Origin of the sequence: Providencia sp. TYF-12, assembly GCF_041344805.1 — a bacterium.
Lineage (GTDB): Bacteria > Pseudomonadota > Gammaproteobacteria > Enterobacterales > Enterobacteriaceae > Providencia > Providencia huashanensis.
Map to the genome: position 1 here is coordinate 3,602,006 of NZ_CP166833.1, position 25,442 is coordinate 3,627,447.

At 40.6% G+C, this 25,442-nt stretch carries 22 protein-coding genes, 2 tRNA genes and 1 rRNA gene; 7 read left to right on the forward strand and 18 right to left on the reverse strand.

The annotated features are described in order from the left end of the window. Nucleotides 1-167: 167 nt before the first annotated feature. The 4 genes from ABE954_RS16680 to gmhB all read right to left on the reverse strand — a co-directional run bounded on the left by ABE954_RS16680 (nucleotide 168) and on the right by gmhB (nucleotide 3,178). Nucleotides 168-243: transfer RNA gene (locus ABE954_RS16680), tRNA-Ala, on the reverse strand. Nucleotides 244-398: 155 nt separating this feature from the next. After that, nucleotides 399-475, reverse strand: a tRNA-Ile gene (locus ABE954_RS16685). Between the two features lie 65 nt (nucleotides 476-540). Then, nucleotides 541-2,082, reverse strand: a 16S ribosomal RNA gene (locus ABE954_RS16690). A 529-nt stretch (nucleotides 2,083-2,611) separates the two neighbouring features. Beyond that, the gene (gene gmhB, locus ABE954_RS16695) at nucleotides 2,612-3,178 is read right to left on the reverse strand and encodes a D-glycero-beta-D-manno-heptose 1,7-bisphosphate 7-phosphatase (RefSeq protein WP_129466371.1); all 567 of its coding nucleotides are present in this window, start codon (nucleotides 3,176-3,178) and stop codon (nucleotides 2,612-2,614) included. A 171-nt stretch (nucleotides 3,179-3,349) separates the two neighbouring features. Between gmhB and metN the strand changes: the two genes are divergently transcribed. The 6 genes from metN to proS all read left to right on the forward strand — a co-directional run bounded on the left by metN (nucleotide 3,350) and on the right by proS (nucleotide 8,994). After that, nucleotides 3,350-4,381 carry a methionine ABC transporter ATP-binding protein MetN gene (gene metN / locus ABE954_RS16700; protein ID WP_042848958.1) on the forward strand — a complete coding sequence of 344 codons (1,032 nt, stop codon included), beginning with the start codon at nucleotides 3,350-3,352 and terminating at the stop codon, nucleotides 4,379-4,381. Next, nucleotides 4,374-5,027 carry a methionine ABC transporter permease MetI gene (gene metI / locus ABE954_RS16705; RefSeq protein WP_042848959.1) on the forward strand — a complete coding sequence of 218 codons (654 nt, stop codon included), beginning with the start codon at nucleotides 4,374-4,376 and terminating at the stop codon, nucleotides 5,025-5,027. The genes metN and metI overlap by 8 nt, the downstream gene beginning before the upstream one ends. A 59-nt stretch (nucleotides 5,028-5,086) precedes the next feature. Beyond that, nucleotides 5,087-5,908 carry a MetQ/NlpA family lipoprotein gene (locus ABE954_RS16710; protein WP_048606331.1) on the forward strand — a complete coding sequence of 274 codons (822 nt, stop codon included), beginning with the start codon at nucleotides 5,087-5,089 and terminating at the stop codon, nucleotides 5,906-5,908. A 127-nt stretch (nucleotides 5,909-6,035) separates the two neighbouring features. Next, nucleotides 6,036-6,437 (forward strand): Rcs stress response system protein RcsF, encoded by a 402-nt coding sequence (rcsF, locus tag ABE954_RS16715; RefSeq protein ID WP_042848961.1) that lies wholly within the window; start codon nucleotides 6,036-6,038, stop codon nucleotides 6,435-6,437. Between the two features lie 7 nt (nucleotides 6,438-6,444). Then, nucleotides 6,445-7,164 (forward strand): tRNA (N6-threonylcarbamoyladenosine(37)-N6)-methyltransferase TrmO, encoded by a 720-nt coding sequence (tsaA, locus tag ABE954_RS16720; protein WP_042848962.1) that lies wholly within the window; start codon nucleotides 6,445-6,447, stop codon nucleotides 7,162-7,164. 99 nt (nucleotides 7,165-7,263) lie between these two features. Next, entirely contained in the window at nucleotides 7,264-8,994 is a 1,731-nt protein-coding gene (proS, locus tag ABE954_RS16725; protein ID WP_048606330.1) for a proline--tRNA ligase, read from the forward strand. 54 nt (nucleotides 8,995-9,048) lie between these two features. On the opposite strand, the gene chbG is transcribed toward proS, so the two are convergent. The 7 genes from chbG to nlpE form a co-directional block, all read right to left on the reverse strand. Beyond that, nucleotides 9,049-9,804 (reverse strand): chitin disaccharide deacetylase, encoded by a 756-nt coding sequence (gene chbG / locus ABE954_RS16730; RefSeq protein WP_048606326.1) that lies wholly within the window; start codon nucleotides 9,802-9,804, stop codon nucleotides 9,049-9,051. Nucleotides 9,805-9,835: 31 nt separating this feature from the next. Next, entirely contained in the window at nucleotides 9,836-11,191 is a 1,356-nt protein-coding gene (locus tag ABE954_RS16735) for a 6-phospho-beta-glucosidase (protein WP_042848966.1), read from the reverse strand. 108 nt (nucleotides 11,192-11,299) lie between these two features. Continuing rightward, a complete protein-coding gene (gene chbR, locus ABE954_RS16740) occupies nucleotides 11,300-12,166 on the reverse strand; it encodes a transcriptional regulator ChbR (RefSeq protein WP_080750946.1) in 867 nt (288 codons plus the stop codon). Between the two features lie 10 nt (nucleotides 12,167-12,176). Continuing rightward, the gene (gene chbA / locus ABE954_RS16745; RefSeq protein WP_048606324.1) at nucleotides 12,177-12,521 is read right to left on the reverse strand and encodes a PTS N,N'-diacetylchitobiose transporter subunit IIA; all 345 of its coding nucleotides are present in this window, start codon (nucleotides 12,519-12,521) and stop codon (nucleotides 12,177-12,179) included. A 44-nt stretch (nucleotides 12,522-12,565) separates the two neighbouring features. Next, nucleotides 12,566-13,924 (reverse strand): PTS N,N'-diacetylchitobiose transporter subunit IIC, encoded by a 1,359-nt coding sequence (chbC, locus tag ABE954_RS16750; RefSeq protein WP_042849009.1) that lies wholly within the window; start codon nucleotides 13,922-13,924, stop codon nucleotides 12,566-12,568. 113 nt (nucleotides 13,925-14,037) lie between these two features. Beyond that, the gene (locus ABE954_RS16755) at nucleotides 14,038-14,358 is read right to left on the reverse strand and encodes a PTS sugar transporter subunit IIB (protein WP_042848968.1); all 321 of its coding nucleotides are present in this window, start codon (nucleotides 14,356-14,358) and stop codon (nucleotides 14,038-14,040) included. 375 nt (nucleotides 14,359-14,733) lie between these two features. Further along, nucleotides 14,734-15,390 carry an envelope stress response activation lipoprotein NlpE gene (gene nlpE, locus ABE954_RS16760; protein ID WP_048606323.1) on the reverse strand — a complete coding sequence of 219 codons (657 nt, stop codon included), beginning with the start codon at nucleotides 15,388-15,390 and terminating at the stop codon, nucleotides 14,734-14,736. A gap of 271 nt (nucleotides 15,391-15,661) precedes the next feature. On the opposite strand from nlpE, the gene rof reads away from it, so the two are divergent. Beyond that, a complete protein-coding gene (gene rof / locus ABE954_RS16765; protein WP_042848970.1) occupies nucleotides 15,662-15,925 on the forward strand; it encodes a Rho-binding antiterminator in 264 nt (87 codons plus the stop codon). Between the two features lie 63 nt (nucleotides 15,926-15,988). On the opposite strand, the gene tilS is transcribed toward rof, so the two are convergent. From tilS to lpxA, 7 genes are all read right to left on the reverse strand, one after another. Beyond that, complete coding sequence (gene tilS / locus ABE954_RS16770) at nucleotides 15,989-17,338, reverse strand: tRNA lysidine(34) synthetase TilS (protein WP_048606322.1); 1,350 nt, start codon at nucleotides 17,336-17,338, stop codon at nucleotides 15,989-15,991. A 13-nt stretch (nucleotides 17,339-17,351) separates the two neighbouring features. Continuing rightward, nucleotides 17,352-18,242, reverse strand: a complete 891-nt coding sequence (locus ABE954_RS16775; protein ID WP_042848971.1) for a DMT family transporter — start codon at nucleotides 18,240-18,242, stop codon at nucleotides 17,352-17,354. A 139-nt stretch (nucleotides 18,243-18,381) separates the two neighbouring features. Beyond that, nucleotides 18,382-19,341 (reverse strand): acetyl-CoA carboxylase carboxyl transferase subunit alpha, encoded by a 960-nt coding sequence (accA, locus tag ABE954_RS16780; protein WP_042848972.1) that lies wholly within the window; start codon nucleotides 19,339-19,341, stop codon nucleotides 18,382-18,384. A gap of 12 nt (nucleotides 19,342-19,353) precedes the next feature. Next, nucleotides 19,354-22,836 carry a DNA polymerase III subunit alpha gene (gene dnaE / locus ABE954_RS16785; RefSeq protein WP_166687072.1) on the reverse strand — a complete coding sequence of 1,161 codons (3,483 nt, stop codon included), beginning with the start codon at nucleotides 22,834-22,836 and terminating at the stop codon, nucleotides 19,354-19,356. Between the two features lie 11 nt (nucleotides 22,837-22,847). Then, nucleotides 22,848-23,441 carry a ribonuclease HII gene (gene rnhB, locus ABE954_RS16790; RefSeq protein ID WP_042848974.1) on the reverse strand — a complete coding sequence of 198 codons (594 nt, stop codon included), beginning with the start codon at nucleotides 23,439-23,441 and terminating at the stop codon, nucleotides 22,848-22,850. Next, complete coding sequence (gene lpxB, locus ABE954_RS16795; RefSeq protein ID WP_042848975.1) at nucleotides 23,441-24,598, reverse strand: lipid-A-disaccharide synthase; 1,158 nt, start codon at nucleotides 24,596-24,598, stop codon at nucleotides 23,441-23,443. Before lpxB ends, rnhB begins: the two co-directional genes overlap by 1 nt. A gap of 45 nt (nucleotides 24,599-24,643) precedes the next feature. After that, entirely contained in the window at nucleotides 24,644-25,441 is a 798-nt protein-coding gene (gene lpxA, locus ABE954_RS16800; protein WP_042848976.1) for an acyl-ACP--UDP-N-acetylglucosamine O-acyltransferase, read from the reverse strand. Between the last annotated feature and the right edge of the window lies 1 nt (nucleotide 25,442).

A 25,442-nucleotide genomic window follows, 5' to 3' on the forward strand; every position in this document is an offset into this window, starting at 1 on the left:
TTCAAAGTACACTATTCAAGTTGAGATTTTTGAGAGACTCTCACATTGTTTAAGCGATAAACAATGTGCGTTGTTTTCAATTTTCAGCTTGTTCCAGATTGTTAAAGAGCATAATTATTCGCAATAGACTATTTGACTAATCTATTCTGAATAATCAGAAAAATTTATGGTGGAGCTAAGCGGGATCGAACCGCTGACCTCCTGCGTGCAAGGCAGGCGCTCTCCCAGCTGAGCTATAGCCCCATAAAGGTAATTTCAGCATCAATGATAAATAATAAAATTTATACTTCTCGCTTTTAGTATGCTTAAAGTTACCAATTTTGTTTAGTCTAGGCGCGGATTGGCGAAGTTTACTTTTGGGTAAACGAGCTAATCTGCAACAACGAATAAACAAAATTTGGTAGGCCTGAGTGGACTTGAACCACCGACCTCACCCTTATCAGGGGTGCGCTCTAACCACCTGAGCTACAAGCCTATTGATACTGCTACTCTATTTCATCAGACAATCTGTGTGAGCACTTCACAAAAACACTTCAATGGTAAGGAGGTGATCCAACCGCAGGTTCCCCTACGGTTACCTTGTTACGACTTCACCCCAGTCATGAATCACAAAGTGGTAAGCGCCCTCCCGAAGGTTAAGCTACCTACTTCTTTTGCAACCCACTCCCATGGTGTGACGGGCGGTGTGTACAAGGCCCGGGAACGTATTCACCGTAGCATTCTGATCTACGATTACTAGCGATTCCGACTTCATGGAGTCGAGTTGCAGACTCCAATCCGGACTACGACGTACTTTATGAGTTCCGCTTGCTCTCGCGAGGTCGCTTCTCTTTGTATACGCCATTGTAGCACGTGTGTAGCCCTACTCGTAAGGGCCATGATGACTTGACGTCATCCCCACCTTCCTCCGGTTTATCACCGGCAGTCTCCTTTGAGTTCCCGACCGAATCGCTGGCAACAAAGGATAAGGGTTGCGCTCGTTGCGGGACTTAACCCAACATTTCACAACACGAGCTGACGACAGCCATGCAGCACCTGTCTCAGAGTTCCCGAAGGCACCAAAGCATCTCTGCTAAGTTCTCTGGATGTCAAGAGTAGGTAAGGTTCTTCGCGTTGCATCGAATTATAAACCACATGCTCCACCGCTTGTGCGGGCCCCCGTCAATTCATTTGAGTTTTAACCTTGCGGCCGTACTCCCCAGGCGGTCGATTTAACGCGTTAGCTCCGAAAGCCACTCCTCAAGGGAACAACCTTCAAATCGACATCGTTTACAGCGTGGACTACCAGGGTATCTAATCCTGTTTGCTCCCCACGCTTTCGCACCTGAGCGTCAGTCTTTGTCCAGGGGGCCGCCTTCGCCACCGGTATTCCTCCACATCTCTACGCATTTCACCGCTACACATGGAATTCTACCCCCCTCTACAAGACTCTAGCTGACCAGTCTTAGATGCCATTCCCAGGTTAAGCCCGGGGATTTCACATCTAACTTAATCAACCGCCTGCGTGCGCTTTACGCCCAGTAATTCCGATTAACGCTTGCACCCTCCGTATTACCGCGGCTGCTGGCACGGAGTTAGCCGGTGCTTCTTCTGTCGGTAACGTCAATCGTTGATGATATTAGCATCAACGCCTTCCTCCCGACTGAAAGTACTTTACAACCCTAGGGCCTTCTTCATACACGCGGCATGGCTGCATCAGGCTTGCGCCCATTGTGCAATATTCCCCACTGCTGCCTCCCGTAGGAGTCTGGGCCGTGTCTCAGTCCCAGTGTGGCTGATCATCCTCTCAGACCAGCTAGGGATCGTCGCCTAGGTGAGCCATTACCCCACCTACTAGCTAATCCCATATGGGTTCATCCGATAGCGCAAGGACCGAAGTTCCCCTGCTTTGCTCCTAAGAGATTATGCGGTATTAGCCACCGTTTCCAGTGGTTATCCCCCTCTATCGGGCAGATCCCCATACATTACTCACCCGTCCGCCGCTCGTCAGCGAGAAGCAAGCTTCCCCTGTTACCGCTCGACTTGCATGTGTTAGGCCTGCCGCCAGCGTTCAATCTGAGCCATGATCAAACTCTTCAATTAAAAGTAGCTTGATGCTCAAAGAATGTCTTACTGACCGTAACGTTCTTTTGTTCGGCTAACGTTGTCGGCTTCACATCGCTTCCCCTCGCCGTACCTAAGTACTGTCTCGGGTTATCTCTGCTTTCCTTCGCGTTATCCTTCCAAAATAAGCGTTACTACCTTATTTCATATATATGAATTAACGTGTTAGTCACTCTTCAAGACTTAAAATCAAATATTTTTTTGATAGTGTCCTGTGAGTGCCCACACAGATTGTCTGATAAATTGTTAAAGAGCGTTGCGACTAAATCTGTTTGATTTTCGACTTCGAGGCCGTTGTCGCGAGGAGCCGTATAATACGTTTTCCTCTGTGAGAGTCAAGCAATTTTTTGCTTTTTCTTTTCAGAATCTCTCGCTGCCGTTTCAGTGTTCATCGCGCTTTGCGTTGTCTTGTTCCCGGTCAGTGGTGGCGCATTATAGGGAGTCAGAAAAATCTGGCAACCCTTTTTTTGCATTTTTTTTCTGACTGCTTACTTATCACTCAAAACGACTATTTTTTGATTCTTTTTAGGGCTTCTGGTAACTCAGCAATACTATTAATGACAATATCTGCATTCTCCATAGCCTCATCAGTGACCTGCTCACCACTTTTCACTAACACAGTGGTACCAACTTTAGCCGCTTTTCCCGCTAGTATATCCGCGAGTTTGTCGCCAACCATAATAGAAGCAGCCATATCTATATTTAAGAATGATTGCGCATCTAGTAACATCCCTGGCTTTGGTTTGCGGCAGTTGCAGTCTTGGCGATACTCTTCAATTTCCGCTTCGATATGATGAGGACAAAAATAGATACCATCTAAGTCAACACCGCGGTCGGCTAACGACCAATCCATCCACTCTGTTAGCTGCATAAACTGGTCCTCGGTATAAATACCACGGCCTATGCCAGATTGATTAGTTACAATGACTAATGCATAACCCATTTTTTTTAATTCTAACATCGCTTCAATCGAGCCTTCGATAAATTCAAAGTCATCGATTTTATGAACATAGCCATGATCGATATTGATTGTTCCATCTCTGTCTAAAAAGACTGCGGGGGTCCCGTTACTCACCGATTTGCTCCTCAAATTTAATATCTTTTTAGTATCTCATGAAAAGAAAAGAAATGAGAATAGAATAAATAGAACAATCTTTATTGACTTAGACGTCTAGACGCCTTAACATCCAACAATATTAGATACACTATCTAAAAAAACAATTCAGATAAAAGTTAGAAAATATAAATGATAAAGCTCTCAAATATTAATAAGGTTTTCCAGCAAGGAAACCGTAACATTCAAGCGCTGACTGACATTAGCTTGCATGTTCCTGCTGGTCAGATATATGGCGTAATAGGCGCATCAGGTGCAGGTAAAAGTACACTTATACGTTGCGTAAACATGCTCGAACGCCCTACTTCAGGCCAAGTCGTCGTTGATGGGCAAGATTTAACAGCAATGACAGAAAAAACGTTGACGAGAGCACGCCGTGGCATCGGCATGATTTTCCAACATTTTAACTTATTATCTTCACGTACTGTTTTTGATAATGTGGCGCTTCCTTTAGAGCTTGATAATACGCCTAAGGAAAAAATTAATGAGCGCGTTAATGAATTACTCGAACTGGTTGGTTTAACCGACAAGAAAGATAGTTATCCTGCTAATCTTTCTGGAGGGCAAAAACAACGCGTTGCTATTGCGCGAGCCTTAGCAAACTCACCCAAAGTTCTATTGTGTGATGAAGCGACCAGTGCATTAGACCCTGCGACAACACGCTCTATCCTTGAGTTATTAAAGGATATTAATCGTCGTTTAGGATTAACTATCTTATTAATTACCCATGAAATGGATGTGGTAAAACGCATCTGTGACCAAGTTGCAGTCATCAGCGGTGGTCAGTTAATCGAGAAAGATAAAGTCAGTGAAGTGTTTTCTCATCCGAAAACACCGGTTGCCCAAGCATTTATTCAGTCAACATTAGTGATTGATATTCCAGATGACTATAAAGCTCGTTTAAAAGCTGAATCAGGCAGTGATTTATCGCCATTAGTGAAATTAGAATTTACAGGGCAATCTGTTGATGCTCCTTTAATTTCCATGGCTGTACGCAAGTTCGATATAGATATTAATATATTGAGCTCCCAAATCGACTACGCAGGCGGCGTTAAGTTTGGTGTAATGTTAGCTGAACTACATGGCATCAATGGTGGAGTAGAGTCCACAATTACATTTTTAAAAGAACACCATGTCAAAGTAGAGGTTTTGGGTTATGTCTGAGGGAATGATTTCACTACTTATAACAGGAACGATTGATACTATCATTATGACTTTCGTATCAGCGATCCTCGGTTTTTTATTAGGTGTACCGACAGGTGTTTTACTTTATGTCACTCGCCGTGGGCAAGTGATGGAAAATACAGCTCTTTATAGTGTAATTTCAGCGGTAGTGAACGTATTCCGTTCAATCCCGTTTATCATTCTATTAGTATGGATTAGCCCATTCACTAAATTCTTGGTTGGTTCGGCCATTGGTATTGAAGGCGCTATTGTTCCATTGACAGTTGGCGCAATTCCCTTTATTGCTCGTATGGTTGAAAATACATTATTAGAAGTACCAAGTGGTTTGATTGAAGCTTCAAGGGCTATGGGGGCAACACCGCTACAGATTATTCGTAAAATATTGTTACCTGAATCATTACCGGGGATTATCAACGCAGCAACTATCACATTAATTATGTTAGTCGGCTACTCAGCAATGGGCGGTGCTGTGGGTTCTGGTGGTTTAGGGCAAATTGCAATGCAATATGGGTATTACACCTACAATCCATTAGTGATGAATACCGTACTTGTTTTGTTAATCATTTTAGTTTTCATCATTCAATACACTGGTGAATACTTAATGAAAAAAGTATCACATCGATAGTAAGTAAAATAGCTGCGCCGTTAGGGTGCTTATAAAGTCCGTTTTAAAGGGGTATATCAATGTCTATTAAATTAAAATCTATCGCAGTTGTCGGCGCGCTATTAGGCACTCTAGTTCTCACAGGTTGTGGTGAGAAAGAAAAAGATGCCAACAGCATTAAAGTTGGTGTGATCATGGGCAAAGAATTAGAAGTTGCTGAGGTTGCACAAAAAGTTGCTAAAGAAAAGTATGGCTTAAATGTTGAATTAGTTTCATTTAATGACTTCGTTTTACCTAATGAAGCATTAAGCAAAGGCGATATTGATGCTAACGCATTTCAACACAAACCGTACCTTGATCAACAAATTAAAGATCGTAACTATAAATTAGTTCCTGTGGGCAATACTTTTATTTACCCAATTGCAGCTTATTCTAAAAAAATTAAATCAGTTGATGAATTAGCCGATGGTTCACAAATTGCGCTACCTAATGACCCGACTAACTTAGGCCGCTCTCTACTATTGTTACAACAGCAAGGTTTGATCAAATTAAAAGAGGGCACAGGTTTAATGCCTACTGTTCTGGATGTGGTTGAGAACCCAAAAAACCTGAAATTTGTTGAATTAGAAGCACCTCAATTACCACGAGCTTTGGATGACCAAAAAATTGCTCTAGCCATTATCAATACCACTTGGGCAAGTAGCGCAACACCAAAATTAACACCAGCAAAAGATGGTTTATTCGTTGAAGACAAAGATTCTCCATATGTGAATGTTATTGTTGCCCGTGAAGATAATAAAGATAGCGAAAATGTGAAGAAATTTATCCAAGCATATCAATCGGATGAAGTATCTAACAAAGCTAATGAAGTCTTTGATGGTGGTGCAGTTAAAGGCTGGTAATCTTTTTTATTATTAAAAAAACGATTAAAATACTAGGTGGCGTAATGCCATCTAGTATTTTTTGCAATTTATAGACTACAAAACATAGCAACTTAATTTTAGTAACCATATAAGAAAGGTATAACTTATGAGACTGTTATTGCTCACCTTGGTGGCTTTTACGCTAGCCGGGTGTGGAATTAACCAATACACAAGTCCAGGGCAAAACAAAGGTTTCACTAGTATGAAATTGTCTAAACCTGTACCTCGTGTCACAGAACCAGACACCGCAAATGTCAAATTAATGAATAGCCCTGAAGAGCTGTTAGGCATGCCTTTCAAAGACTTAGGTGTTGTTTCTGGGGAATCTTGCCGTGAAAGTGTTCAAAGCCCTCCGGCAAATCTAAACACAGCAAAAAACAGCATGTTAACCCAAGCTGCTTATATTGCCGCCGATGCAGTGCTTTTACATCAATGCCAAACAATGACCTCACCGGGCTGTTATCAGGCAACCATTTGTGAAGGCAGTGCATTACAAATTGTTGAATAATAAATCAATGCAATCTTTTCAATTTAATGTTATTGGCCATATTGAATCACCTTATAAAGAAAAGTTTGCCATCCCGCGCCAGCCTGGACTCGTTCTAGGCGGTGTAGGACGCCTACATTTACACCCGCCTTATAATGACCCAAACACTGTTCGAGGGCTCAAGCAATTTAGCCATATTTGGGTTTTATTTATTTTTCATCAAACGATGGAAGGCGGTTGGAAGCCTTTAGTTCGTCCGCCGCGCCTTGGTGGCAACCAGAAAATGGGGGTTTTTGCGACGCGTTCAACTTTTAGACCAAACCCTATCGGTATGTCACTTGTTGAATTAAAAGGGATAACGGAAAAAGATAATCAAGTTATCCTTGACCTAGGTAGCCTTGATTTACTTGATGGTACGCCAGTGATTGATATTAAGCCTTATTTGCCCTTCGCTGAAGCGTTACCAGAAGCCATTGCAGGATACGCACAAGAGGCGCCTACAGACGATATGCAGGTTATATTTACTGTACAAGCCCAACAGGAATTAAATCTCTATCAAAGACAATACCCTAAATTGAAGCAATTTATTGAACAAGTACTAATGCAAGACCCTCGTCCTGCTTATAAAAAACAATCTACTGAAATTCGTGACTACGCTGTCCATTTATTAGATTTTAATATTCGCTGGCGAGTAATTCGTGGTGTGACTGAAGTATTCGCTATTGAACCGTATGAAAAAACGCGTTAACCCCTTTTGGCAAATGTCAGTCACTGGTAGACTAGCTCTCTATATACCTTGGTAAGCAAACGACTTATCATAATTTGTTGTTCTAATGGAACCTATACAATGCGTACTAGCAAATATCTGCTCTCAACTCTAAAAGAGACCCCTGCGGATGCAGAAGTTATCAGCCACCAGCTGATGCTGCGTGCAGGAATGATCCGTAAACTTGCTTCTGGTCTGTATGACTGGTTACCCACTGGCGTGCGTGTACTACGAAAAGTAGAAACCATTGTTCGTGAAGAAATGGAAAATGCAGGTGCTATCGAGGTATCTTTACCCGTAGTTCAACCGGCAGATTTATGGCAAGAAAGTGGGCGTTGGGAACAGTATGGTCCTGAATTGCTACGTTTTGTTGACCGTGGTGAACGGCCTTTCGTTCTAGGCCCAACTCATGAAGAAGTCATTACTGATTTAATACGTAATGAAATCACCTCTTATAAACAACTGCCTTTGAATTTATTCCAAATTCAAACTAAATTCCGTGACGAAGTTCGCCCACGCTTTGGTGTCATGCGTTCACGTGAATTTATCATGAAAGATGCATATTCGTTCCACATCAATCAAGAATCGTTACAAGAAACTTACGATGCGATGTACGAAGCGTATAGCAAAATTTTCACTCGCATTGGCTTTGACTTCCGTGCAGTCCAAGCGGATACCGGCTCAATTGGTGGTAGCGCTTCTCACGAATTCCAAGTACTTGCGAAAAGTGGTGAAGACGACGTTGTTTTCTCAACGGAATCTGATTTTGCTGCAAACATTGAATTTGCTGAAGCAGTTGCACCTACGGCACCACGTGGAGCAGCAACAGAAGAAATGCGTTTAGTCGATACTCCAAATGCAAAAACTATTGCTGAGCTGGTCGAACAATTCCATTTACCTATTGAAAAGACAGTTAAAACATTAATTGTTCACGCCAAAAAAGATTCTGGTCATACATTGGTCGCGTTGTTAATCCGTGGTGATCATGAGCTTAATGAAATTAAAGCGGAAAAACACCCTTTAGTTGCGAGCCCACTAGAGTTTGCTTCTGAAGAAGAAATTAGAAATGCGGTAAATGCAGGTCCGGGTTCTTTAGGCCCTGTTAATATGCCATTACCTATCGTTATCGACCGTAGTGTTGCAATAATGAGCGACTTTGGCGCGGGTGCAAATATTGATGGTAAACACTATTTCGGTATTAACTGGGAACGTGATCTACCGACTCCTGACACTTTTGATCTGCGTAATGTCGTTAATGGTGACCCAAGCCCAGATGGTAAAGGGGTACTACAAATTAAACGTGGTATCGAGGTCGGTCATATTTTCCAATTAGGGACTAAATACTCTGAAGCGATGAAAGCTTCTGTCCAAAATGAAGAAGGCCATAATCAAATCGTGACAATGGGTTGTTATGGTATTGGTGTAACTCGTATCGTTGCAGCAGCTATTGAACAAAGCCACGATGAGCGTGGGATCATTTGGCCGGATGCGATTGCACCATTCCAAGTTGCAATTTTGCCAATGAATATGCATAAATCTTACCGCGTTAAAGAAGTTGCAGAAAAACTGTATGCTGATTTAAAAGCCAACGGTATTGATGTTATTTTTGATGACCGTAAAGAGCGCCCTGGTGTGATGTTTGCCGATATGGAATTAATTGGTGTGCCATACACCATTGTTATTGGTGATCGTAATTTAGATAATAACCAAGTTGAATACAAATCTCGTCGCAGTGATGACAAAGACTTGGTTGGTCTAGACAATGTGGTTAGCTTCTTAAAAGAAAAGTTAGCAGCTCGTTTAGTTAAATAGCCAAAACAATAAAAAGCCCCCAGCCATTGGTTCTCCAACTATTGGGGGCTTTTTTTAAATATCTCGATATGAACCAATTTTAAAGCCACGCTCTAAGATCCGCATCTTTAAATTCTCTGAGGTCAGCACTTCTAATTCATTCAACCGTGGATAGGCATAATTGCTTTTTAATAAAGCATTATCAATAAATGCAGGATGACTCATTATCTCAATGGAGCGATTTCCATGTAGTTTCGCTTCGTCTAAAATCTGCAAAAATAATGACTCACTAATTTTATCACCATAAAACTCACTACTAAAAGAATCAGTGCTAGCAACTTGATATGACAAAGGCGGCCAATTTTTTTCTAATTGACGATCAACTCGCAATGCAATACCTTTTTCCTGTGCAAAGTTAACAATGATAGGAAAGACCCCTTCTATCATATGCACATGGTGATGGCTATCTATGTGACTAGGCTTTCGACCGAAAACCTCAATAAATTTCTGGTATTGCTGATTTAGCTCTTCTTCAATTTCATTTAATGGCAATTCATTTGTGTCTATATCCCACAACCATTTACCAAGCAAACCATCACGACACAAAGATGGCATCGATGAAAAAGGTTTGCCCGCGGTCAAAACAAAATGCATACCTACCGCTAAATTAGGGTAATCATGACTTAATTTTGCGGCATCCGATATCGCAGGCATATTCATCATAGCCGTAGTTGAATGAACAACTCCATTTCGATGGGATTCAATGATCCCATAGTTTACAGCGCGACATAATCCAAAATCATCAGCATTAACAATAAGTAATGAAGACATAGTATTTCCCTTAACCCTGTATATAATCGCCCTATTTACTTTCCTGCTCTAATTTTTTTATCACTTCATCAAAGTTAGGCAGGTATTTTTTATGAGCAATTAACAATTCTTTTGAAATTAAACGAGCATCTTTATCAGAGTGAATTAATGGATTTAGATTCATAGCCAATAAGACATCATTAAAATCACCATTGGTTGCAGCTCTACTTGTTGCTATTTCAAAGTTTTTCAATGTATAAATTAACCCTAGTACCTTATCATCGAAATGCGTAATTCTTGGATGAGGCATAGCACCATCACGTCCAAGTATACAGGTCATTTCTACAGTCCAATCGCTTGGAATATTATCAATATGGCCATGGTGTGGGATATTTACATAGTGCTCTGTCTTTTTATCATTGTAGATTGCATTTATCACTTCACAGGCAGCATCCGAATAATATGCTCCCCCCCGCAACTCTAATTCCTTAGGTTTAACATCGAGGGATGGGTTTTTATAAAGTTCGAAAAGTTGATGCTCAACTTTTTGCACAATTTGTGCTCGAGCCCCACCTTTATAATACTCGCCAAGCTCTATTGCTAACATTTCTTTAGGTTTAAAATAGTATAATAAATACGAGCAAGGGATTAGATTTAAGCCTCTAATTAACCCTTCTTCAAAGGCTAAGTCAGTAATGTTTTTTACTGAATTTGCGCTTAATGTCCCTGCGGCAATTCCTTCTAATAGTTCATCAAAGCGTGATACACCATTTACAATAACATCTTTGATAAAAACCATATGGTTTAAACCAAATAGATCTATTGATAACTCATCTTTTTCAGATAGTTGCAAAACATCTGTAATAAACATTTTCATACCGATTGGAATATTACAGACACCAATGAAGCGTTTAAAATCAGTATGACGATATACTGCTTCTGTCACCATACCTGCTGGGTTGGTAAAATTAATCACCCATGCATTTGGGCAAATCTCTTCAACATCTTTAATAATATCGAAAATAACAGGAATGGTACGTAACCCTTTAAATAACCCACCAGCACCGTTAGTTTCTTGCCCTAAATAACCATGTTTTAACGGAATTGACTCATCCAGCTCACGCGCTTTTAATTGACCAACCCTTAATTGAGTCGTAACAAAATCAGCATCTATTAATGCTTCTCTTCGATCTAATGTTTTATATAATTTTAAAGGGACTCCTGCATGTTTAACCATACGCTCACATAAGTTAAAAATAATATCTAACTTTTCTTTCCCTTCTTCAACATCAACTAACCATAATTCCGTAATAGGTAATTCGTGATACCGCTTAATAAAACCTTCTAACAATTCAGGTGTATAGCTACTACCACCGCCAATAGTGACAACTTTTAATTTCTGAGTCATATTAACCTCATTGAACCTTATAAAATGAATATAGAAAAGCACACCATCTTTATCAAAAGATGGTTATGCTTGAGTTTTCTTAAAAGAAAAATTAACTTAAATAAAAAATTAACCCACCATTTTTTGCTCAACACTAAATAGATTTTTTCTATAATCACTTGGTGTTAATGATGTTAACTCTTTAAATTTTTTCACAAATAAACTGGGGCTACTATACCCTGATTCAAATGCAATATCGGTAATTGAATAATTAGTTATTTCAAGCTGTTTTTTAGCAAAATTAATTCTTATATCATTAATAATTTGCATCGGCGTTTTGCCATAATATCGTTTTGTTGCGCGAGTTAAATACTCTTGTGATTTGCCAGTAATTGTTATCATATTTTGCAACGCACTTTCACTAAACATCGCGATATCATGCATTTCTTCCAATGTACTTTTTAACCATTGGGGGGCATCATCCCGCATACTTTTCTCACGAAAATGGCGTAACCGATTAACTACGTTAAATGTAACTAATTCAATAAATTCATTAAATTCACTATCGCGGAAGTTCAATGATGCGATTACCGATTCGATATAAGCCATAAATTCATTTTTTAATTGGTAGCTTTGTGATGCAACAAAGCAATTTGGTAATAATGGCAAATAATGCTTATCGAAAAATGCTTTGCTAATTCCGACATTTAATATCCGTGTAGGACCAAAGTCATAAGCACTTTCATGGTAGGAGCCAATTGGTAGAAATACAAAATCCCCACGCTCTAATAAAACTTTTTTTCCATTTATAATTTGATAACAACGACCAGTTAGAACAATCATATATTCATAATAATCGTGTTGATGCAGTCCACTTGCACTCTCAACTTTATTATAAATAAAGACATGAAAGGTTTTATTATTAAAAAGTTCACTTTCTTGAACCAGTTTAATCTCAGCATTAGTGTCGGTTCTATTCATCAGTGTCTGCATCATGAGCCTCTCTCTAATGATTTATTTTTTCATGTAACTCAATTAATTCTGTAATTAATTCACGGGCTAACATAGCATTCATTAAGTGATCTTGAGCATGAACAAGAACTAAACTCACTTTGATTCTCCCTTCTCCCATATCACTTTCAATCAATTGAGTTTGTACTTTATGAGCTTCATTTAATGAAGAATGAGACTGCTCCATTAAATTTTTCGCTGTCACGAAATCACCCGCTTTGGCTTTTTTCAGCGCGGTGTAGGCTAAACTTCGAGCTTGCCCCGCATTAATAATTAACCCCATGACAACTTCTTCTAGTTCATTGCTTGCGTCTTCTTGGATATCATCAAGTTCAAACATATTTTTATCTCGACTTAAATGGGAGGAGCAAGCTCCTCCATATTTTAAAACTTCAGTGCATTCGCAATATCTTCTTCACTTTCTTCTTCATCTATCGTGTTTTGGGCTTTATTCGAAATGACCACAAACGGTAGATAAACAAGAACAGCAACACCAAGGTTGAATAAGGCAAGTAATAAGGCAGCAATACTTCCATTGGTGTTAAAGAAAGCAGCCAAACCTGTTGGCATCGTCCACGGAGCAATATTTGTCACTGGTGGGATGATCCCTAAAGAATATGCTGCCACCATTATTCCTGCCAATAATGGCTGAATCAAAATAAAGGGGATAAACATCACAGGATTCATAATGATCGGTAAACCAAAAATAATAGGCTCATTAATTTGGAAGATACCTGCAGGTAAAGCTAACTTAGCAACTTGGCGATGATCAGCACGACGTGAAGCAATAAAAATTGCAATAATCAGACCTAATGTCGCCCCTGTTCCACCTAAAAACACATAGGAGTCAAGCATAGGCTTCGCCCACATATGGAAGGATTTACCAGCTGCAATTGCTGCGTCAACTGAGCCATACTCTGCATATAAAGAAACGTTTTCTAATGCCCAAGGCGTCATAATACCGCTATCTAACGCCGTTAATGCTAATGAACCATGGATACCAAAAAACCACAGCAGCGACGTAAAGACCACATAAGCCCATCCAACCACATTTCCCATCGATGCTAAAGGCGTTGAAACACTATCCATGATAATTTGATGAAAATTAGTGCTAATCCCCGTTAGCGCCCATGACACTATTCCCATAATAGATAAGATAATAAAACCAGGAATAAGTGCAGAAAACGAACGTGAAACTGATGGCGGAACGCTATCTGGTAATTTGATAACCCAATTACGGCGGACAATAAAAGTGAACATTTCAGCGACGACTAATCCTAAAATAATCCCTGAAATGATATTTGCTCCACCCAACCAATTCGCCCCAACGGCATAGGCACCATTTACATCATAAGGTGTTACTGTCATAAAAGAAGCTATAGCAAGTAACCCTGCGGCTAACGGGTCAACTTTGCGTTCTTCTGCTAATGCCATGGCAATAAAGAAAGGGGCCATTAGAGACATAATACCTAGTGTCCCATTATAAACATTTCCCCCTATCACTTTAAAACCGTTTAATGTTTCGATTGTTGAAGGTTCTAATCGAACACCTAAAGAATAAAAAAACGACCCTGTATCAAAACTAAGAAAAACATTATTAATTAGTACAAACATAGCCCCAACGAGTGTTAGAGGCATTATTCTAATAAAACCATTCTTTATTGCATTAACATGAGGCTGCTTTCCCAATCGAACCGCGAATGGAAGGAGTACCTTTTCAAGCGAAGTGATAACAAGACTCATAAAAATACCCTCAATTTTTTGAGTATGCTCCATTCTTAATTAGCTAAAGATCGTATTAGCACCAATATCGATGGAGTTATTATGTAATAGAGGTAGTTAGTAGCGCTCTAATATTAACCTGCTGTTTGGTTTTTAATGATTGCCACGGCCGCTTTTAACACTCCTAATCCATCAACCTTGCCGTACAAAAGTGAGTCAATCACCTCAACGGGTTTGTTCGGCAATAATTTTTGAATATCAGATTGCATCCAAGCAATTTGCGGCCCAAGTAATACCAAATCAGCATCGACACCTTTTTCTGCTGCTAAGCTTTCAGGGAAAGCTTCAATGTTGACTGGTACATCATATTTCTCTGCCTGTTGCCTCATTTTGTTAACTAGCAGTGAGGTAGACATCCCCGCAGAACAAAATAAATAGATATTTTTTTTCTTCATTCCTTATCCTTAGATTCGTTCTATCTTTTAATTACCGCTGTAATTTATAAGTTTTTTTGCAGACTTACAGCATTTACTAACACTACAAACTAAAAATAAAAATTCTTTCTAGTTGAATGAAGTATACGTACTTCCCCTAGTTTTCGATATTTCAATGTCATCAAGAATTGTCTCTCATTGACTAATCGTTATGACCCCCCTCACATTTATACAAATATTTTGCGTTAATAAAAAAGTTATATTGATATCAAAAAAGCAAAGGCTGGTGAATATATTGATAAATCGAAGGGATTTTGGCTGATATTTTAGATAGTTAATAAAAGAAAAAGGCTCAATATAACTATTGAGCCTTTAATAGAAATGGATGTACTAAGATTAGTTACAAGAAGCAGATTTATCGAAATTGATGTTACCTGTAGGAACTAATGCAGGATCAAATTGACCATCTTCCATTGATGGACGAACAGTATAATAACCTTCTAACTCAACATACACCGGTGTTCCACCATCAACACCTGTTTCACTATATGCTTTTTCTAATTCAATACCTGATGCTGAATATTGGCGCCCACTTTCACATTCAGTGAACACAGCAGCGTCCGCCATATAACGGTACTGACCTATTTTTTTGCTTGGCTTAACTTTCTCTAACGTATAATTCATTTGCGATTCAATCGGATTACCTTCTAAATCAAGTAAAGTAACCGACTTCCCATCCGCAGCTTGAGAGAAATAAGTATTCTCACCTTTTGGGTTAGTTGTGCGTAATTTGTTATCTTCAATAGCCCATTTACCTGAATCATGGAAAGCACTATCGCCATCCTTTGTTCCTAAATAGATCAATTGCTCAACATAGCTGCCATCTTGGTTAACTAATAAGGTTGCTTCAATACCAGAACAGTCTGCACAAGGTAGTACACCTGTGTAAACATTATCTACTGGTGATGATTCTGTATTTTTTGCAACTGTCTGACAGCCAGCTAACGTGACAGCCCCAACAGCCATTAATACTAACATTAGTGATTTTTTCATTATAATACCCTTAAAATCATACATTTTTATTCGTTAACCGATTTCTCAATCATAACATTTCAAAACTTAAAAAAACGGCAGGGATAAGAAAATTCGGACATTACTGATAAAATACGTTATGAATTAATTTAATGAATAAGAATTGTCTTTTTCCTCTAGCTACGATTATAGTTATTAAATTTACTGTGCTATTATCGTAGCAAGCGCTTTTTTGCTTGATACAACATGTTCAAGGCGGCAATAACCGCCACTAACACAGTGGTGAGGGAATATGTCTACAGATACTGAATATCAACCTATCAATTGTGATGATTACGAATATCTAGAAATTGCATGCCAACGTCAATTAAAGTTACAGATAAAACTTAATGACGGCGAGAATATTGAAGGGCAGGCCAGTGATTTGCTCCTGCGAAAAAAAGTCGAGTACCTGATTGTTGAAACGCATGAAGGAACCAAGGAACTACGACTGGATTGCATAAACTCCTTCAGTCATCCAGAAATCGGCACAATTGTTGTCGACCACTCTCACTAATACTCACATTATTGAGTCCTTCTATCCCCCCTTATGATAATCACAGTCATAAGGGGTTTCTCTTTATAACAGCGCCTTAAATACACTGCCTTGCTGCCAATCAATCGCTATCCCTAATTGTGTCTCATCAGCCAGCCCTTCAGGCGTAATAAAACAACCTACAGCCGTGATAAGCTGGTCATTATAATAAACTAGAGGCACTCGCTCACGCATCCACGGAGCAACCCCCAGTTCTTGCCATAGCTTTTTGCTACTTCTTGAACGATGGCGACCCACGATATTCAATGTGCCTTGCAACCCAAAGCGAATAGTTGCTGTTTCATGAGGCAACGGAGGGCGTATTTGCCCTTGCCCAGCCATAACATGAAGTACACCAAGAGATTCTGGCAATTCAAATGGTTTTGGATAATGCCATTGAAACTGCTTGTTCGCTAAACTATTAATACGCTTAATAACCCATAATGCCCCTTGGTACCGACGAACTTCAAATTGGCCTAATCGGCAAATTGGGTCGGCATCTTGTCGAGCTAAAGCAACTTCTTGCCAAATTCGTTCTAATTGGTTAAAAGGTGGCATCGGGAGTTGATGCAAACCTATCCAACGGCGGATTAATGCATTACGCTTTGATAATGAACAATCTTGTAGGTCATCAATAAATAGCCCACCTCGATAATCCATCATGCCTTCTAGCGTTTCCTTCAATAATTCATCAAGTAACGTTTCTTGTTCAGCACATAAAGCTGCGCTGCGAGCAACAGCATGCGGAAAGTGCGGCCAACGTTCTGTTAATGCAGGCATGATATGTAGACGAAGAAAATTCCTATCATAGCGATCATCTTGGTTACTATCGTCCTCAACCCACGCAAGTTGGTTTTCCTGCATGTAAGTTTCTAACTCAACACGTGGCGTTGAAAGTAACGGGCGCAATAGCCACGTAGCCCCACTCAAAGCAAGAAATGGTAACGATTCAGGCATAGATGATAACCCTGCGGGGCCACTGCCTCTCTTAAGCGCCAACATAAATGTTTCTGCTTGGTCATCAAGATGCTGTGCCGTCACTAGGATTTCATTTGCCATTAACTCTTCACGGTAAGCTTGATACCGCGCATCGCGTGCGGCTGCTTCAACCCCTTTTTGGCTGGGGTCAACCGTCACATGTCGGCAAATAAAAGGGATATCCCACTGTGAGCATAACTGAGCACAATGTTGTTCCCACGCATCCGCTTTATGGTTTAGCCCATGATGAATATGTATTGCGCGGATACTCAATGTAGGAAGGTGAGTTTGCCGAATTTGAAAAAGGGCATGCAATAACACCGTTGAGTCAATGCCGCCACTAAAGCCCACCAATAGCTGCTCAAAACCCTGTATTTTATTTAAAATACGCTCAATGATGATATTTGATTGCTGCACTATTAGCCTACCCTTATTCACGATTTCTGACTTTCCCTTTTATACCAACACATAAAACACCTGAAATGATCACAAGCAACACCCCTATGATATAGGCGATTTCAAACGGATCACTTAAAATTAATACCAACCACAGCACCGATAGTACAGGGGACAAAAACACGACAGAGGCGATTTTTGCCGAATGTCCCGTATTCATTGCTTTAAACCATAGAATATACGAAACGCCGTTGATTAAAATACCATTAATCAGTGTTGGCCAAAAAGCAGCTTTTGAGGGTAACTGTACTTCGCTAAACAGTAGCAGTAGCACAAGCGAGGTCAGTGTGGAGAAGATAAATAGCCATACTGTACTGATATAAGGGTCGATCGAATATTGCCGAGAAAAAACGGACATTAGCGCAAAACAAAAAGCACCACTAAAGACTAATAATAGCGCCGTTGGGTTTTCTACATGCAGCTGAGTAATTTGCCCCTTGGTAAAGGTAATTATCACGGCAATAAACCCAATAATAATGCCAACTATTTGCCTACCCGCTAACTTATCCTTTAATAATACCACTGACAGCAAAATAATAATTAATGGCCAACTGTACTGAATAACTAAGACTGCAATTCCATTTTCGATGGAATAACCGTAATACAATAGTAAGTAGAACAAACAATCCAAAAATCCAAGAATAAACACTTTTTTTATCGTGTTTCTAGGTAAAATAAACAGCTTACTCACTTTATAGCCAGAACCTAAAGCAACAATCACGACAGATATTGCTGATATCAAATTAGACCAAAATAGAAACTGAAAACTATCCATTCCAGCTTGCCCTAAACGGGAAACAATAGGAATAAAGCTCCATATCAATACACAAGCCAAAGCGTACATTAGGTAATTATATTGTCTCACTTTAGTTCCTATCTATTGTTCTTCTTAGCAGATAACCGAATGGCAATTTAGACCTTAACTTATCGGTTATATTAGAAAATAAAAAACGGGAGCAAGCAAAAGCAAACTCCCGTTTTTTTAACTAATTAACGACTCGCAATTAGCAGTAACCGTATTCCATTAAACGTTGGTAACGACGGTTTTTCAACGCTTCCGCGTCTAATAACTCTAATTCGTTAAGGTCTTCAGTGAGACGAGCTTTTAAATGCTCTGCAATCTCATCATAATTACGATGAGCACCACCTAAAGGTTCAGCCACAACATTATCAATTAGTTTCAATTCTTTCAGACGAGGTGCGGTGATCCCCATCGCCTCAGCCGCTAATGGGGCTTTATCAGCGCTTTTCCACAGAATGGATGCGCAGCCTTCCGGCGAAATAACAGAATAAGTACTGTATTGCAACATGTTGACTTTATCGCCAACACCGATTGCCAGTGCCCCACCTGAACCACCTTCACCAATAACGGTACAAATAACCGGAACGGAGAGGCGTGACATCTCACGTAAGTTACGAGCAATAGCTTCTGATTGACCGCGCTCTTCAGCACCAACACCAGGGTATGCGCCTGGAGTATCAATGAATGTAATAATCGGTAGATTAAAGCGTTCAGCCAATTCCATCAAACGCAAAGCCTTGCGATAACCTTCAGGAGCTGGCATACCAAAATTACGACGGATTTTTTCTTTTGTTTCACGCCCTTTTTGGTGACCAATAATCATCACTGGACGACCATCTAAACGTGCCATTCCGCCCACAATAGCTTTATCATCCGCATAGGCACGGTCGCCCGCTAATTCTTGGAAATCGGTAAAAATGCGCGGGATATAATCCAAAGTATAAGGACGACGTGGATGACGAGCAAGTTTAGCAATTTGCCAAGCACCCAGATCAGAGAAAATTTTACGTGTCAGTTCAACACTCTTTTCACGTAAACGAGCAACCTCTTCATCTAGGTTGACTTCTAAGTTGTTATCTTGACGGCTAACCGCTGTTAGAGAATCAATTTTCGCCTCTAATTCCGCAATTGGCTGTTCAAAATCAAGAAAATCCAGACTCATAATATTCCTATTTTAGTCAAATTCTAATTCTACCTGCTCACTACCCAGCAGAGTTCGAAGATCGTTCAGAAGGGGATCTACGGGTGTCACACGCCAAACAACGCCAAATTTAAGCTTAGCTCTGGCATCATCCTTCTGGTAATACAAATGAACCGGGATCGTTCCTGAACGGTGAGGTTCAAGAGTACTACGAAGCCGATTCAGTAATTGATCGTTAATTTGTTTGTCTGACAGTGAAATTGCAAGCCCTCGTGCATATTTTTCCCTTGCTTCACCAATATCCATTAACTCACGCACTGTCATTTTATTACCACCATTGAAATCATCAAAGCTGACCTGACCGGTGGCTATCAGGATATTGTCTTTTTCCAGCAGGTGCTGGTACTTATCGAGTGCATCTGAAAATAGCATAATATCCAGACGACCGGAACGATCATCAAGCGTACAAATACCTATTCTATTACCACGCTTGGTTGTAATCACTTTAGCTGAAAGTACTAAACCTACCACAGTTGTCACTTGACCACGAGGGGTTGGGTTCACATCTTTTAATCTAAGACCGTTAGTATAGCGTTCTATTTCGCTCAAGTATCGTGTTATTGGATGCCCTGTTAAATATAAACCAAGCGTTTCCCTTTCACCATCCAAAACCACTTGCTCGGGCCATTTCGGTACGCTAGCGTAAGAACTTTCCACCTGCTCTGGTGCGTCCGCTAATACGCCAAACATATCAGCTTGGCCAATAGCTTCTGCTTTCGCATGTTGATCGGCGGCTTTTAATGCATCTTCTAATGAAGACATTAATGCCGCACGATGAGGGCCTAATCGGTCAAAGGCCCCCGCCATAATCAGTTTTTCCATCACCCGTCGGTTAATTTTTTTGATATCAACACGGGCACAGAGATCAAAAATTTCTTTAAAGAAGCCACCTTGTTGACGAGCTTCAACAATCGCCTCAATCGGGCCTTCACCAACCCCTTTAATCGCGCCAATACCGTAAACTATCTCACCATCGTCATTGACATGGAAATGATAAAGCCCACTATTGATATCCGGTGGCAATACTTTTAATCCCATTCGCCAACATTCGTCAACTAAACCAACCACTTTTTCTGTATTATCCATATCAGCGGTCATTACTGCGGCCATAAATTCGGCTGGATAATGGGCTTTTAACCATAAAGTTTGATATGAAACTAATGCATATGCAGCTGAGTGAGACTTATTAAACCCATAACCGGCAAATTTCTCTACCAAGTCAAAGATTTTCATTGATAGCTCGCCGTCAACACCATTTTTGATTGCGCCTTCTTCAAAAATGGACCGTTGCTTGGCCATCTCTTCTGGTTTCTTTTTCCCCATAGCTCGACGCAGCATATCTGCACCGCCAAGTGTGTAACCAGCCAAAACTTGCGCAATCTGCATAACCTGTTCTTGGTACAGAATAATGCCATAAGTTGGTTCTAGAACAGGTTTTAATGACTCATGTTGCCACTGTACATCAGGGTAAGAAATTTCTTCGCGACCATGCTTACGGTCAATAAAGTTATCTACCATCCCTGATTGCAAAGGGCCGGGACGAAAAAGAGCAACTAAGGCGATCATATCCTCAAAACAGTCTGGACGTAACCGCTTGATCAAATCTTTCATTCCACGGGATTCTAACTGGAATACCGCCGTGGTTTCTGAGCGTTGTAACATATCGAAGCTTTTTTGATCATGCAATGGGATCGCTGCGATATCAATCGGATCTAAATTTTTCTTGGCTCGACGTGCGTTGATCATTTCCAACGCCCAGTTGATGATTGTCAGTGTGCGTAAACCAAGGAAGTCAAACTTCACTAACCCTGCGTATTCAACATCGTTTTTATCGAATTGAGTAACAGGGTTATTTCCTTCTGCATCACAATACAGCGGCGCAAAATCAGTAATTTTCGTGGGGGCAATAACGACACCACCCGCATGTTTCCCTGCGTTTCGGGTCACACCTTCAAGCTTACGCGCCATATCAATAAGCGCTTTAACTTCTTCATCAGCTTCGTATATTTCTGGCAATTGGGGTTCAGCTTCAAAAGCTTTTTCCAATGTCATACCTGGATCAGGTGGCACTAATTTCGAAATTCTGTCAACAAAACCATAAGGGTGACCAAGCACGCGCCCTACATCTCGGATAACCGCTTTTGCAGCCATCGTACCGAAAGTGATGATTTGCGAAACAGCATCGCGCCCATACATATGAGCAACGTGTTCAATCACTTGGTCACGTTTTTCCATACAGAAATCGACGTCAAAGTCTGGCATCGAAACACGTTCAGGGTTAAGAAACCGCTCAAACAGTAAGTCAAATTCCAAAGGGTCAAGATCAGTAATTTTTAAAGCATAAGCGACAAGTGAGCCCGCGCCTGACCCCCTGCCCGGCCCTACAGGGACACCATTATCTTTTGACCACTGGATAAATTCCATTACGATCAAGAAGTAACCGGGAAACCCCATTTGGTTAATAACGTTTAGCTCAATATCTAAACGCTCATCATACTCGGGCCTCTTTTCTGCCCTAACTTTTTCATCTGGAAAGAGAAATTCTAAGCGCTCTTCAAGCCCTTCTTTTGAGCGTAAAACCAGAAAATCTTCCGTTTTCATATCCCCAGTAGGGAATTGTGGTAAGAAATATTCACCAAGACGGATGGTCACGTTACAACGCTTAGCAATCTCTACACTGTTTTCTAACGCTTCAGGGATGTCAGCAAATAGCTCACACATCTCTTCTTCAGAACGTAAATATTGCTGAGGGCTATAATTTTTAGGCCTTTTAGGGTCGACAAGTGTAAACCCATCATGGATGGCAACTCGGATCTCGTGAGCATCGAAATCACTACTTTCAATAAAACAAACGTCATTGGTAGCAACAACAGGTAAGCCTTTTTTAGTGGCTAGCTCAACGGCTGCGTGTAAGTAGCTTTCTTCATCCGGTCGACCAGTTCTTATTAACTCTAAATAATAACTGTCTGGGAAATGGGTTTCATAAAATTCAAGACATTCATCGACAAGCGCCTGATTACCTCTTAAAAGAAATTGACCGACATCTCCTTTGCGCCCACCTGAAAGTAAAATCAGGCCTTCTTTATGTTTTGCTAACCAATCACGGTGGATTGTTGGGCCTATTGCCCCATAACCTTTTTGATAGGCTTCAGAAATCAGCAAGGTTAGGTTCTGATAGCCTTCATTATTACGCGCTAAAATAGTTAAATGTGAAATTTCATCGCCTAATAATTCACTTTCAACATAAAAATCTGCACCAATAATTGGCTTAATCCCTGCACTATGGGCAGCCCCATAGAACCTAACTAACCCACAAAGGTTAGTAAAGTCTGTGATTGCAAATGCGGGCATTCCCATAGCGGCCACTTTTTTAACTAATGGACCCGTTTTAGCTAACCCATCAATCATGGAATAGTCACTATGGACACGCAAATGAATAAAACGAGGAGATGCCATCGAATTTCTACCTACTGTGTTATATCTAAAGCTCGTCTCACTGGAGCAAAGCTTTTGCGATGGAATTCGGTTGCGCCATATTGCGCTAATTTTTCTAAATGGTAAGCCGTAGGATAACCTTTGTGCTTAGCAAAGCCATATTCAGGGAAGGTTTTATCTAGTTCAACCATTTCGCGATCTCTAATAACCTTCGCCAATATAGAGGCGGCACTAATTTCCTGTACAAGGCTATCCCCTTTGACAACCGCCTGTGCTGGCATCGGTAATTCAGGGCAACGATTGCCATCGATCAAAACAAACTCAGGAACAATTGCTAACCCTGCGACTGCACGTTGCATGGCTAACATAGTTGCATGCAGAATATTTATTTTATCAATTTCTTCAGGTTCTGCACGACCAATGCACCAACACAACGCTTTTTCCTGGATTTCATCAAATAGTTTTTCACGTTTTCTTTCCGTGAGCTTTTTTGAATCAGCGAGACCAATAATTGGATTGTTAGGATCGAGGATCACGGCAGCAGTTACCACAGCCCCGACTAATGGACCACGACCTACTTCATCCACACCAGCAATCAAATTGGCTTTTGGATAGATAAATTCCATTAATTTTTAACCAAATCTAGTACTGCCTCAGCAGCTTGTTTATCTGCATCACAACGAATACGTTGATGCAATTGCAAAAAGGTTTGTTTCAAGCTATCAACCTGCTCTCCGCCATCTAATAATGGAATAAGCTGTTGTGCTAATTGTTCAGGTTGACACTCTTCTTGTAGTAATTCTTTTACTATCTCTTTTTCGGCCAGTAAGTTAGGCAAAGAAACATAGGGTGTTTTTACTAAGCGTTTTGCTAACCAAAAAGTAAAAGGTTTCATACGATAACCCACAACCATTGGGCATTTTGTCAGCATACATTCAAGCGCAGCAGTGCCAGAGGCTAATAAAGTTGCATCTGCAGCTATCATTGCATCGCGTGCTTGACCATCAAGAATATGAACCTGTAATTCAGGCGCAGTACTTTGCTTGATAGCATCAAATTGCTGACGGCGTTTTTCATTCACCAACGGAACGACCACATGCAAGTCAGGAAACCGCTGCTGTAAAATTTTAGCTGTATTGAGAAAGTCTGCGCTGAGCATTTCCACTTCTGAATGGCGACTCCCCGGCAATAATGCTAAACATTTTACACTTTCAGGGATATTTAGACGAACTCTAGCTGCGTGCTTATCTGGATGTAATGGGATTGCATCTGCCATTGTATGACCGATAAAGCGACAAGGGACATTGAAACGATCGTAAAACGCTTTTTCAAATGGTAAAAATGCTAATACTAAATCAGTGGAACGACCGATTTTAAATACCCGTTTTTGGCGCCATGCCCAAACCGACGGGCTTACGTAATGGATCGTTTTGATCCCTTTTGACTTTAAACGACCTTCTAAGGTGATATTAAAATCAGGCGCATCAATACCAACAAAAACGTCAGGTTGCAACTGAGTAAAACGCTGAGTTAAATCTTTACGAATGGATAATAAGCGAGGTAAACGACCAAGGACTTCAACCACGCCCATCACAGCAAGCTCTTCCATTTCATACCAAGCTTCACAACCTTCAGCTTGCATAAGCGGCCCTGCAACACCGACAAAACGTGCATTAGGGACTTGCTCTTTAAGCGCTCGTATAAGGCCAGCGCCAAGAATATCACCAGAAGTTTCTCCGGCAACAAGGCCAATAGTAAGTGGACGGTTGCTATTCACCGAAATTCGCTCCTTAATAAAGGCCTAAGCTCGTTAACCCCAAAGTAGGGATTAACGGATAATACCACGTTTAGATTGCGCAGAATCTTCCAAGAAATCGCTGAATACTTTAACGTACTCATTAAGCTTTGCAGCTTCCGCGATTTCTTCACGAGCTTCCTCTAACGATTTCCCTGAACGATATAACGTTTTGTATGCATTACGAATTGCATGCAACGAGTCTTTTTCAAAACCGCGACGTTTTAAACCCTCAAGGTTTAAACCAAATGGGGTCGCATGATTCCCTTGCGCAATAACATAAGGAGGAACATCTTGTGCAACACCAGAGCAGCCACCGACCATAACATGTGCACCAATTTTACAAAACTGATGTACAGCTGTCATCCCACCAATTATGGCGTAATCACCTAATGTAACATGACCACCTAATGTCCCATTATTGGCAATGATGCATCGATTGCCAATCAGGCAATCATGAGCAACATGGACGTTAACCATTAACAGGTTATCATCACCGATTTTGGTCAGCCCTACGTCTTGGACAGTGCCTCGGTGAATAGTTACGCTTTCTCTAATACGGTTTCTATCACCAATTTCAACACGTGTTGGTTCACCTTGGTATTTAAGGTCTTGGTTTATTTCGCCAATTGATGCGAATTGAAAAATGACATTATCACAGCCGATCTTTGTATGGCCATTGACCACAACGTGGGATTTCAGCTCTGTACCTTCGCCAATTTCAACATTCGCGCCAATATAACAAAAAGGGCCAATTCTAACATTGGCTCCAATACTAGCCCCATCTTCTACAATAGATGAGGGATGGACATAGGCTGTTTTGTCAATCATA